Genomic DNA, 12,661 nt, shown 5'->3' with positions numbered 1-12,661 from the left:
GGGTGGGGCAGTCCCACTGACCTTTTAGCTAGTTCTAACTCTTTCGACTGTGTTCCGGGCCACATTTTAGGCGTGTCTCGCTACTATGTCTCGGGTGGCTGCACGACGGTAAATGCACTTTTCAGCACGCGTTTCCCGACAGGCGCGCCATGTTGCACCCGCCGGGCAACGACGCCGGGACGGGATCCTGTTGAAAGGTTCAAAGCACCATGAAACGAACGGGAAGAACTCTCTTTCGAAGCCCGGGACTGCGGAGGGCTGCGGCAGTGTGCGCCGGTTTGCCGCTGCTTCTGGTCTCAATCGGGGCATTGCCGGCATCGGCCAACCCGGGCGGGCACACCACAACCACTGTCGCCCCAACTGACATCGATCCCCTTCTGTACCAGGCGGGGCGCTACATTGTGGTCCTGGCCGAGCAGCCCATTGCCATGTACGACGGCGGCACTGCCGGACTTGCGCCCACGAAACCGCAAGCCGGCCAGAAGCTCGACGCCACGCGGCCCGAGGTCAAGCAGTACCAGGCCCACCTCGAGACCAAGCAGGCCGCTGTCGCCAACGCCGAAAACGTCAAGGTCAAGCGCACGTTCACGGCAGCCCTGAACGGCTTCTCCGCGGACCTGTCGGCCGAGCAGGCCCTGGCGCTGGCCAAGGATCCGGCCGTACTGGCGGTGGCACCCGACACCGAGAATGCGCCGGACTACTCAAGCACCGACTTCTTGGGCCTCAGCGGTGAAAAAGGCAGCTGGAACACCTCCTTTGGCGGCCAGGACAAGGCCGGCGAAGGCGTGGTGGTGGGCGTCATCGACACCGGCTACACGCCGTCGAGCCCGTTCTTTGCCGGCGACGAGGTCGCCCCGCTCACCGGGGAACCCCAGGTTGGCGTCCCCTACCGCACCGACGACGGCAACATCGCTATGCTCAAGGCCAACGGCGACACCTTCTCCGGCGAATGCCAGGCCGGCGTGGAGTCGGGTGCCGACTTTGACGGCACCGCCTGCAATTCCAAGGTGCTCAGCGCCCACTACTTTGCGGACGACTTCACCAAGTACGTGGCGCCGGAACATCGCGCCCCGCAAGAGGTACTCTCCCCCGTGGACGTGGCCAGCCACGGCACGCACACCGCCAGCACCTCCGCCGGCAACGCCAACGTCCAGGCCTCCATCGGCGGCCGCGACATGGGCGTCACGGCAGGCGTGGCACCGGCCGCCAAGCTGTCCGTCTACAAGATCTGCTGGGAGGACGACGACGCCGACACCGGCGGCTGCTATTCCTCCGCAGCTGTTGCGGCCATCAACCAGGCCATCCTCGACGGCGTGGACGTGCTGAACTACTCCATCTCGGGCAGCACCGACACCACCACGGACCCGGTCTCGCTGGCCTTCCTGTCGGCAACCTCGGCCGGGATCTTCGTTGCCGCCTCGGCGGGCAACTCCGGCCCCGCCGCAGGGACCGTCAACCACGGCGCACCCTGGGTGACCACCGTGGCCGCCACGTCCTTCTCTTCCGAACTGCAGGGCACGGCGGAATTCGCCGACGGCAGCAAGTTCCGCGGAGCCAGCATGATGGGCGCAAACCTGCCGGAAAGCCCGGTGGTGCTGGCCACAACGGCCGCCGCCGCAGGCGCAGCCAACCCCGAACTGTGCGGCCCCAACGTTTTGGACCCCGCCCTGGTTGCCGGGAAGGTTGTGGTGTGTGACCGCGGCGTGATCGACCGCACCGCCAAGAGCGCCGAGGTCAAGCGTGCCGGCGGCGTGGGCATGATCCTGGTGAACGTCACTCCCTCATCCGAGGACGTGGACCTGCACGCAGTGCCCACAGTCCACGTGAACCCGCCTGCCTCACAGGAAATCAAGGACAAGGTGACGGCCAACCCGGACATCCTGGTCGCCCTGGTCGACCACGACACCACGGGCCTGCCCGTTGACCCGCAGCCGCAGATCGCCGGCTTCTCCTCCCGCGGGCCGCTGGGCGCCACGGGATCGGACCTCCTCAAGCCCGACGTCGCCGCACCCGGCGTGGCCGTGCTCGCAGGAGTTTCACCCATTGCCACCGGGGGCGACCAGTTTGGCATGATGTCAGGAACGTCCATGGCGTCCCCGCATGTTGCCGGCTTTGCCGCGCTTCTCCTTGCCAAGAACCCCGCATGGTCCCCCGCCACGGTGAAATCAGCCATGATGACCACGGCCGGCAATGTGGTGAACGCCGACGGCAGCAAGAACCCCGACCTGTTCGCCACGGGCGCCGGCCAGGCCGCCGTAGCCCAGGCGCTCTCACCCGGGCTGGCGTACGACGCCGGCGACACCGAGTACTTGAAGTTCATTCAAGGCACCGGCGTCGACCTGGGCATCCCCGATCTTGGCAGCACCGCGCCGCGGGACATGAACGTGGCATCGTTTGCCGTGGGCTCCCTGGCCGGAAAAGTCACCGTCACCCGCACCGTCACGGCGCTGACACCGGGCGTGTACCGTGCCACGGCCAACGTTCCCGGCGTCAACGTCAAGGTCACACCCTCGGTGTTGAACTTCGCCGCTGCCGGCGACAAGCGCACCTTCAAGGTCACCTTTGAAAATGCCACGGCCGCCCTGGGCGAGTTCGCGATGGGCAGCCTGTCCTGGCAGGGAGCCGGCGCCACCGTGACCTCACCCGTTGCCGTCCGCCCGCTTCCCGTCATCGTTGCCCCGGAGGTTGCCCTGACGTCTGCCAAGGCCACTGACAGCGGCAAGATCCCGGTGGTTTCAGGCACCGGCAATCCAGTCAACATGACCCTGGACGGCTTGTCGAAGGCGGATTCAAGCGCCATCGAACTGGTCCCCGGCCCGCTTGTTGTGGGCACTGACCAGTCCAACTTCGTCAAGGAAGTGACGGTTCCGGAGGGGACCACGCTGGCGAAGTTCCAGGTGCTTTCCTCCGATCCGAACGCCGATTTCGACATGATCGTGTTCAATCCACAGGGCCAGTACAGCGATGTCAGGACGGGCTCATCGAGCGAAACACTGTCGCTGTCCGACCCTGCCCCGGGAACGTACACAGTGCTGGCGAACCTGTACTCCAGCACCGGCAACACAGCCGTGAAGGCAACTGTTGATGCTGCCGTACTGGGCGCCAACGTCGGAAACGCCACGGTGTCACCGAACCCGCTGACACTGCAAAACGGCAAATCGGGCGATGTGACACTGAGCTGGATGGGCCTGGAACCGGGCTCTTATCTGGGCCGGATTTCCTTCGGCGACGGCGGCACCGCAACGTTCGTCTCCGTCATCATTTCGCCGAGCGGCACAGTCGTCGTTCCCGATGCGGACAGCCCCCACAAGGGCAAGCCGATCAAGGACAAGAAGGCGCTGTCGTTGTTCCCTGACGCCCAGCCCCCCACCGACCTGCAGATGTAGGGCCTGCCCCTGTTTTCAGCAGCCACGCACGACGGCGGCCATCCAGAATTGCTGGATGGCCGCCGTCGTGCGTGGGTAGTCTTTGGGCCGGGCGTTGGGGACGCCAGGCCGTTGGGGCGGGGCGCTAGACGTCGCCGGTGCCGCCGGCCAGCGCGCCAAACAGCGGGGCCATGGCCCGCCACCGAGCAATTTCGCAGCCGTCGGTCCGCTTGAAGGTGGCGTTGACTTTCTTGCCCTTGAACCAGCCGGTCACCACCGCGATCTCCGGGCCGCCGTATTGCTGGGTGCAGATGCGCTTTGGATCCGGGACGGGGAAGAACATTTTTTCGCCGTGGCTTTCGACGGCTGCGAGCGCGGCCGCCGGGTCGGGCAGGCTGGATTCGGTCAGCGTCGGCGCGGCGGCAGGCTCCGGGGCGTCCGCAACCAGCCGGAACTGGTGTGGTTCGGCCCCGGGCGACTCCGTGAGCGTGATCGACAGGTCGATGATGCCCGCCGCGGGCGCCGCGCCCGTCGCCGTCGGGGCCGGCTGTCCCGGCGCCGTGGTCGCGGCACTTGGCTGTTGGGAGCCGGGCACTGAGTCGGTCGGGCTTGTGGGGCCGGGCTGCTGCGCGCAGGCGGCCAGTGCCAGCAGCGGGACAAGCAGGGCGGCCACGACGAAACGGAAATGTGCCTTCATGTCCACCAGTTTCGCAGCACCTGGGGCTGAGCAACAGCCCCGGTGGCCAAGATGTCCAACCCACCCACCCAGACGCTCCTGCAGCAACGGTTGTGTTTTCCCAAACGCTTCTGCACCGCAGATGAAGAGGGGTGCCGGGTCAGACCACGAAGGCCTGTGCCTGAATGGCCACTGCCGCAGCGCCGCGGGCCCATTCGGTGAAGTCTGAGGAGGCCACGCGCAGCGTGACGGCCTCTGCCTCGGGGTCCCTGTCAGCAGCCAGGGCGGCCTGCACCGTTGCCTCCGTGGCTCCGAACAAGGCCACGCCTTCGCCTCCCAGCACAACCGTGTTGACCATGGTCAGGTTTGCCGCTGCGGCAATCAATTTCCCCAGCGATGTCCCGGCAGCAGCAAAGACGGCCCCGGCCACGCGGTTGCCGCCCGCCGCCAGCTCGAGCGCGCGGTCAAAGGAAACCGGTCCACCCAGGGCCGCCGAAATCTGGGCGCAAATGCTGGGGATGGACAGCATGGCGGTGGAACAACCCCGGTGGCCCTCCATGCACAACGGGCCATTCGGATCCAACGGGAAGTGCCCGCCCAGGCCGAGACCCGTGTCTGCCGTGCGGATCACATGGTTGCGCATGGCCAGCCCGTAGCCCACGCCCGCCCCCATCGTAATCACGGCAAAATCAGCAACATTGCGGCCCACACCAAACCACTGCTCGGCCGCAACCAAGGCGGTGACGTCATTGTCCACAACCACCGGCAGCGCAAGCCGCGCGGCCAGCAGCGCACCCAGCGGCACCTCACTCCAGGCCAGGAACGGCGCCCGGTGGACCACCCCGTCGGGACGGACCTGGCCGCCCAGCGACACGCCAATGCCCGTCAGCACCACACCGGCCCCGGCGCTGAGATCCCCGGCCAGCGAGGCAATTCCGTCCACCACGGCCGCCACCGAGGTGTCTGCCAGCGGCAGCGACGCCTCAGCCAGGACTGTCGCACGCAAATCCGTCAGCACGGCCTGCAGCAGGTCCCCTGTCACCTTGACGCCGACAAAGTGGGCGCTGCCGCTGTTCACATCCAGCAGCCTGACAGGCCGCCCCACGGCACCGTCGGCAAGCTGATCACCTTCAAGCAGCAGGCCGGAATCCAGCAGCGGCTTGCCCAACCGGGTCAGGCTGGCGACGCTGAGCTTCATTTCCCTGGCCAGCTCGCCACGTGAAATGGGGCCGCGGACCAGGACGAGGCGGGCCAGGTCCAGCGCCGAATCTGCGAGCGCAGCGGTATTCCGGGGCTGCCCGGCGTGCACGGCAGACAGTGGATGGACGGTGTTCATGACACTACTTTATTGCAGTTCAAAGATAATTCCAGTTCAACATCCCCCAATTCGGCGATAATCGTGCCAACACGTGACCCTTGACACGCTAATTACTTTTGCGGTAAAACTATTCAATGAGCTCAGCATCCCCTTCATTCCCCGCACACGTCCAGCTGCACCGCGGCGGCACCTCGGTCATCGTCGACCTGACCACGGCAGGCACCCCCGCCATCATTCATTGGGGCCCGGCCACCGGCACACTTTCCCCCGCCGAACTGGCATCCCTGGCCACCGCGGCCCGCCCCCAGCGCGTCTCCGGCGGCATCGACATCCCCGCACGCCTGGCCATCCTGCCCCAGGAAGTGTTTGGCTGGCAGGGCTCGCCCGCCCTCGTTGGCCAGCGCGCCGCCGGAGGATGGGCCAGCGCCTTAATCACGACGGCGGCAGGCGCCACCGATTCCGCCCTCACCATCACCGCCGAAGACCAGGCAGGGGGACTGCGCCTGGTCACCGAACTGGAGCTCACCGCGGCGGGCGTCCTGCGACAGCGCCACACCCTTGACAACACCGGCACCTCGGACTACCAGCTCCACCGGCTCACGGCCGTCTTCCCGCTGCCGGCGGGCGCCACCACTGTCCAGGACCTCACCGGCAGGCACCTGAAGGAGCGCACCGCGCAGCGCCGCCCGCTGACAGTGGGCGCCCATGTGCGCGAAAGCCGCCGCGGCCGTCCCGGCGCGGACGCCACGCTCCTCATGCTGGCGGGACAGGACAGCTTCGGCTTCCAAAGCGGCCTGGTCCATGGCGTGCACACGGCCTGGAGCGGCAACCACAGCCTCTCGGCCGAACGCACCATCACGAGCGAGAACTTCCTGGCAGCAGGGGAGCTGCTGCTGCCCGGCGAGGTCGTCCTGGCTCCCGGTGCGAGCCACACCACCCCGTGGGCTCTGGGTTCCTGGGGCAACGGCCTCGACCAGCTCTCGGCGCGGTTCCACGAGGACCTGCGCGCCCGCCCGCAGCACCCTGCCCGCCCGCGTCCGGTCACGCTGAACACCTGGGAGGCGGTGTACTTTGACCACGACCTTGCCACGCTGAAAACTCTTGCCGATACTGCCGCGAGTGTCGGCGTCGAACGGTTTGTCCTGGATGACGGCTGGTTCCTGGGCCGCCGCGACGACACCGCGGGCCTGGGCGACTGGTTCGTGGACGCCTCGGTGTGGCCCGACGGACTCGGCCCGATCATCGACCATGTCCGCGGCCTCGGCATGGAGTTCGGGCTGTGGTTTGAGCCGGAGATGGTGAACCCGGACAGCGAGCTGGGCCGCAACCACCCCGACTGGATCCTGCACACCGATGGCCGCTGGCCCCTGTCCGCCCGCCAGCAGCAGGTGTTGAACCTGGCCCACCCCGACTGTTTTGACTACCTGCTGGGGCGCCTCGACGCCATCTTGGCCGAATACCCCATCAGCTACATCAAGTGGGACCACAACCGCGACCTGCTGGACGCTGCGGACCCGCGCACCGGCACTCCGGCAGTCAGGGAATCGACGTTGGCCCTGTACCGGCTGCTCGCCGAGCTGAAGACCCGCCACCCAGAGCTGGAGATTGAAAGCTGCGCCTCCGGCGGGGCACGTGTGGACCTGGGCATCCTCGACTACACGGACAGGATCTGGACCAGCGACTGCATCGACCCGCTCGAACGCCTCGACAACCAGGCCAACACCGGCCTTCTCGTCCCGTACGAACTGATGGGCGCCCACATTGGCGGGCCGAAGTCGCACTCCACACACCGCCAGCACAGCCTGGGCTTCATGGCCCGCACCGCCATCTTCGGCCACTTCGGCATCGAATGGGACATCTCCGCCATCTCGGCGGCAGACACGGCGGAGCTGGCCGGCTGGGTGGCGTTCCACAAGGCGAACAGGGAGCTGTTCCACTCAGGGACCAGCGTCCACGCGGACCTGGCCGACCCGGCACTGGATGTGCGCGGCGTCGTGGCCCGCGACGGGCACCGCGCCGTGTACTCGCTCACCCAGCGCACAGCCTCCACCACCTACCCCTCGGGGCGCATCACGCTGCCGGGCCTGGCCCCGGACACGCTGTACCGGGTCCGGCTCTCCGAGCCCCTGAACGACGACGTCGGCAATGGCCAGTCGCCGCTTGACTGGGCAGGCGCCGAAACCATCCTCTCCGGCAGGTTGCTCGCCGCCACCGGACTGCAGTCCCCCGTGCTCTTCCCCGAACAAGCCGTATTGATCACTGTTGATCAGGCCAACTAAGGAGTTCCCATGCACCACGAACAAAAATCACCCCCGCCCATCAGGCGCCGCAGCCTGTTGGCCGCCGGCACCGCCGCCGCGCTGGCCCTGGGGCTGTCCCTGACAGGCTGTTCACCGAACGACGACGGCCGCGTCACCTTGGACTTTTTCCAGTTCAAGCCCGAGGCCGTGGCCCAGTTCACGAAGATTGTGAAGGACTTTGAGGCGGAAAACCCGGGCATCCGGGTGGTCATCAACACCGTCCCGGACCCCGACACGGCCATCCGCACCCTGCTGGTGAAGGACAAGACACCCGATGTGCTCACGCTCAACGGCAACGGCAACTTTGGCGACCTGGCCGGGGCCTGCGTATTTGCCGACCTGTCGGACTACCCGGCGGCCAAGCGCACCATCCCGGCCGTGCAGGACATCCTGGACGGGCTCGGCACCTGCCGCGGCAGCGAAACAAACGGCCTGCCGTTCGCCAACAACGCCAGCGGCATCCTGTACAACCCGGACATCTTTGCCGCCAACGGTGTGGAGGTCCCGCAGACCTGGGACGAGCTCATCGCCGCAGCAGATGCGTTCCAGGCCAACGGCGTGAACCCGTTCTACATGACGCTCAAGGACGGCTGGACGGTGCTGCCCTCCTATGTGAACCTGGCCGGAAACCTCATGCCGGAGGACTTCTTCGCCGATGTCCGCTCGGCAGGCTGGACAGCAGCCACGGGTGAATACGGTTTCGAAAAGGACGGCGGCGAGGCCGCCACAAAGCTGAAGAAGCTGTTCAGCTACGCCCAGAAGGGCGCCGAAAGTGCAGGGTACGACGACGGCAACGCCGCCTTTGGTGCCGGAAAGTCGGCCATGTACCTGCAGGGCAGCTTCGCCATCCCGGCCATCCGCGCGTCGAACCCTGATGCAAAGGTGGCCTCCTTCCCCTACCCCACCTCGAATGACCCCGCCAAGAACGTCCTGGTCTCCGGCGTGGACGTTGCGCTGGCCGTTGGCAAGGACACCAAACACCCCGAAGAGGCCAAAAAGTTCATCGAATACCTGATGACCCCCAAGGTGCTCAACAGCTACGCCAAGGCGCAGTCCGCACTCATCCCCGTGGCGGGCGGGGCACCCAGCGACGATCCCGCCCTGGCCGGCATCCAGGACTTCTTCAACGACGGCCGCGTCATCGGCTACTTTGACCACCACGTCCCGCCCAGCATCCCCCTGGACGCCCTCCTGCAGCAGTTCATTCTCGACGGCAAGCAGGACGAGTACCTGACCCGGATGGACCACGAATTTGAAAAGCTCGCCGCCCGAACATTGACCAAGGAAGGTAAATGACCATGGCGACCAACATCATCAAGCGCAACAGGACCAGGCCCGGGCTGAACACCGGAGCCAGGAAGAAGCGCACGGTCTCACGGACCAGCCGCACGTTTTACTGGATGGTCGTCCCGGCACTCATCCTGTTCCTGATCCTGCACACCCTGCCCACCCTTACAGGGATGTTCTTCAGCCTCACCAACTACGCCGGCTACGGTGAATGGGACTTTGTCGGCCTGAAGAACTACGCCAACCTGTTCAAGGATGACCGGATCCTGTCCTCGTACGGCTTTACGTTCCTGTTCGCCGTCACCACCACCATTGTGGTCAACGTCGGCGCCTTGTTCATCGCCATCCTGCTCAACGCCAAAATCAAGTTCCAGACGTCGTTCCGCGGCATCTTCTTCATCCCCAACATCCTCTCCGTGCTGATTGTTGGCTACGTCTTCAACTACCTGCTCTCCAACAACCTGCCGCTCGTGGGCCAATGGCTGGGCATCGAGTGGCTCTCCACCTCCATCCTGGCCAACCCGGACCTGGCCTGGCTGGGCATTGTGGGCGTCACCGCCTGGCAGTCCATCGCCTTCAGCGTCATCATCTACCTGGCCGGGCTGCAAACCGTGCCCGGGGAACTGTACGAGGCGGCAAGCCTTGACGGTGCCAGCGCCTGGAAGCAGTTCTGGTCCATCACCTTCCCGCTGATCTCGGGCTTCTTCACCATCAACATGGTCCTGGCACTCAAGGGCCTGCTGCAGGCCTTCGACCAGATTGTGGCACTGACCAACGGCGGCCCCGGCACCTCCACCGAATCGGTGGCCATGGTCATCTACCGCGGCGGCTTCCAGGGCGGCGAGTACGGCTACCAGATGGCCAACTCCGTGGTCTACCTCGTGGTGATCGTGGTGCTGTCCCTCCTGCAAATGCGCGTCCTCCAACGCAAGGAAGTTGATATCTGATGAGTGCACCCACAACCATTCCCAGCCCGAGGGACGCAACCGGACCCGGCACCCGCGGCCGGCCCGGCACCCAACACAAGCGACGACGTCGTTCCTCAGTGAGCATTCCGCTCACAGCCCTCGTGGCGGTGTTGTCCCTGACCATCCTGGTGCCGCTGTATTTCACGGTTGTCACGGCGCTGAAGTCGCCCGACCAGCTTGGCGGCACCGGCTTTGAACTGCCCACCAGCATCCACCCGGAGAACTTCGCCAAGGCGTGGGAGCTGACGAACTTCCCGCACGCGCTGCTCATCTCCGGGATCGTGACAGCGGGCGCGGTGGTGCTCACGCTCATCACGAACTCGCTCGTGGCGTACGCGATTGCCCGCAACATGCACCGGCCGTTTTTCAAGGCGCTGTACTACTTCTTCATCGCCGCCCTGTTTGTGCCTTTCCCCATCATCATGCTGCCCGTGACGAAGGAGATGGCGGTGCTGGGGCTCGACAACCCCGTCGGCCTGTTCCTGCTGTACACGGTGTACGGGCTGAGCTTCAACGTGTTTGTGTACACGGCGTTCATCAAATCCATCCCGCCGGAACTTGAGGAGGCCGCGATCATGGACGGCGCGAGCGTGTGGACCACGTTCCGGAAGGTCATTTTTCCGATCCTGACCCCGATGAACGCAACAGTGGGTATTCTTACCTGCATGTGGGCCTGGAACGATTTTCTGCTGCCGTTGGTGATCCTCTCCGATCCCAACACCCGCACGCTGCCCCTGGTCCAGTACGTCTTCCAGGGCCAGTTCAACACCGACTACACCACCGCCTTCGCCTCGTACCTGATGGCATTGGCGCCGCTGCTCCTTGTTTACCTGTTTGCCCAGCGCTGGGTCATCTCCGGCGTCATGAGAGGATCCATCAAGTAATGACTGCCACAGTTTCCCCCGTTTCCGGCACTGCCACGCCCGGCCCTGCCGCTTCAGGCGCTGCCGCCCCCGTGCACCCCGACGCCGATTGGTGGCGCCAGGCTGCTGTTTACCAGATCTACCCGCGCAGCTTCGCCGACGCCAACGGCGACGGCATGGGCGACCTCCCCGGTGTCACGTCGCGCATGGGCTACCTCTCGTCGCTGGGCATTGACGCGATCTGGCTCAGCCCGTTCTATCCCTCGGCCCTGGCCGATGGCGGTTACGACGTGGACGACTACCGCGACGTCGATCCCCGGCTCGGCTCGCTGGCCGATTTCGATGCCATGGCTGCAGCCGCGCACGCTGCGGGCATCCGGATCATCGTGGACGTGGTCCCCAACCACTCCTCCGACAGGCACGAGTGGTTCAAGGCCGCCCTCGCCTCTGCGCCGGGTTCCCCGGAGCGCGCCCGCTACCACTTCCTCGAGGGCCTGCCGGATGGTTTGGGGGACGACGGCGGCCTGCCGCCTTCCGACTGGCCCTCCCACTTTGGCGGGGCTGCCTGGACGCGGGTGGTCGAGGCGGCCGGTCCCCGCGCCGGCCGGTTGGGCCAGTGGTATTTGCACCTGTTCGCCCGGGAGCAGCCCGACTTCAACTGGGACCACCCCGAGGTGCGCGAGGATTTCCACAACACGCTGCGCTTCTGGGCGGACCGCGGCGTCGACGGCTTCCGCATCGACGTGGCGCACGGGCTGGCCAAGGACATGACCCTGCCGCTGCGCTCCAAGACGGTACTGGAGATCCTCGTGGACGACGGCTCCGATCCGCTCTTTGACCGCGACGACGTCCACGAGATCTTCGCCGGATGGCGCACCGTGCTCAATGAATACAACCCGCCCAAGACCGCCGTGGCCGAGGCCTGGGTGCCGTTCACCGAGCGCCGGCTGAAGTACGCGCGCCCCACGGAACTTGGCCAGGCGTTCAACTTCGACCTTCTCCAGGCACCCTTCACTGCCGCCGAGTTCCGCTCCATCGCCGAAAAGTGCCTCACGGAAGCCGCCGCTTCCGGGGCCTCCTCCACCTGGGTGTTTTCCAACCACGACGTTGTCCGCCATGCCTCCCGCTATGCGTTTCCCGACGGCAGCACGGAAAAGGACCTGGACGCCTGGCTGATGGCCGGCGGCGCGTCGCCCGCACTGGATTTGGCGCGCGGCCTGCGCCGCGCCCGGGCCGCGACACTGTTCATGCTCGGCCTGCCGGGCTCCGCGTACCTGTACCAGGGTGAGGAGCTGGGCCTGTTTGAGGTGGCCGACCTCCCCTTGGATTCGCTGCAGGACCCCACCTGGTTCCGCACCGGCAACACTGTCAAGGGCCGCGACGGCTGCCGCGTGCCGATTCCATGGTCCGCTTCCGCCGCTGCCAACTTTGGCTTTGGCGGCATGCCATGGCTGCCGCAACCCGCATGGTTTGGTCCGTTGGCGGCCGACGCGCAGGACGGGGCCGCCGGGTCCACACTGGAAATGTACCGTGCCGCCCTGGCGCTGCGGCGCGAGCTGCAGTCGCAGGAGTCGCTGGAATGGCTGGCTTCCCCTGTAGCGGAAGTGGTGCACTACCGACGCCCCAACGGCTGGGAGGTGCTCACCAACTTCGGTGCCGCCCCGGCGAAGCTGCCATCCGGCGTCGACCTTGGCAAGCTGGTCCTCAGCTCCGGTGCAGCGGCTACAGGGGGGACAATCGGGGCCGAGACAACCCTCTGGCTCGCCCCCTAACCCCGACGCTGTCGCAGCAATGGTTGGGTTTTTCATGACGCTGTCGCAGCAATGGTTGGGTTTTTCATGACGCTGTCGCACCTCCGCGCACGGGCTCCACACCCGGCCGCGG

Annotated in this window: 8 protein-coding genes; 6 read left to right on the top strand and 2 right to left on the bottom strand. The window is 66.1% G+C overall.

From position 1 onward, the window contains the following. Nucleotides 1-209: 209 nt before the first annotated feature. A complete protein-coding gene (locus tag AC1L6K_RS05595) occupies nt 210-3,386 on the top strand; it encodes a S8 family serine peptidase (protein ID WP_480951723.1) in 3,177 nt (1,058 codons plus the stop codon). A gap of 124 nt (nt 3,387-3,510) precedes the next feature. Here AC1L6K_RS05595 and AC1L6K_RS05590 read toward each other — a convergent pair whose 3' ends face one another. Together AC1L6K_RS05590 and AC1L6K_RS05585 are read right to left on the bottom strand one after the other, a co-directional pair. Continuing rightward, a complete protein-coding gene (locus AC1L6K_RS05590; RefSeq protein ID WP_480951722.1) occupies nt 3,511-4,062 on the bottom strand; it encodes a hypothetical protein in 552 nt (183 codons plus the stop codon). 139 nt (nt 4,063-4,201) lie between these two features. Beyond that, nucleotides 4,202-5,377 carry an ROK family protein gene (locus AC1L6K_RS05585; protein WP_480951721.1) on the bottom strand — a complete coding sequence of 392 codons (1,176 nt, stop codon included), beginning with the start codon at nt 5,375-5,377 and terminating at the stop codon, nt 4,202-4,204. A gap of 116 nt (nt 5,378-5,493) precedes the next feature. On the opposite strand from AC1L6K_RS05585, the gene AC1L6K_RS05580 reads away from it, so the two are divergent. From AC1L6K_RS05580 to AC1L6K_RS05560, 5 genes are read left to right on the top strand one after another with little or no spacing between them, the layout of a single operon-like run. After that, a complete protein-coding gene (locus AC1L6K_RS05580) occupies nt 5,494-7,638 on the top strand; it encodes an alpha-galactosidase (protein WP_480951720.1) in 2,145 nt (714 codons plus the stop codon). Nucleotides 7,639-7,647: 9 nt separating this feature from the next. Then, a complete protein-coding gene (locus tag AC1L6K_RS05575) occupies nt 7,648-8,955 on the top strand; it encodes an ABC transporter substrate-binding protein (protein ID WP_480951719.1) in 1,308 nt (435 codons plus the stop codon). Then, on the top strand, nt 8,952-9,893 hold the full coding sequence (locus tag AC1L6K_RS05570; protein ID WP_480951718.1) for a carbohydrate ABC transporter permease: 942 nt from the start codon (nt 8,952-8,954) through the stop codon (nt 9,891-9,893). Before AC1L6K_RS05575 ends, AC1L6K_RS05570 begins: the two co-directional genes overlap by 4 nt. After that, on the top strand, nt 9,893-10,798 hold the full coding sequence (locus AC1L6K_RS05565) for a carbohydrate ABC transporter permease (protein ID WP_480951717.1): 906 nt from the start codon (nt 9,893-9,895) through the stop codon (nt 10,796-10,798). The genes AC1L6K_RS05570 and AC1L6K_RS05565 overlap by 1 nt, the downstream gene beginning before the upstream one ends. Then, nucleotides 10,798-12,549 carry a glycoside hydrolase family 13 protein gene (locus AC1L6K_RS05560; protein ID WP_480951716.1) on the top strand — a complete coding sequence of 584 codons (1,752 nt, stop codon included), beginning with the start codon at nt 10,798-10,800 and terminating at the stop codon, nt 12,547-12,549. Before AC1L6K_RS05565 ends, AC1L6K_RS05560 begins: the two co-directional genes overlap by 1 nt. Nucleotides 12,550-12,661: the final 112 nt, after the last annotated feature.

This window comes from Specibacter sp. BI4 (assembly GCF_056680095.1).
The sequence above is the reverse complement of the archived record's forward strand: the minus strand, read 5'-3'. Positions and strand labels throughout refer to the sequence as shown.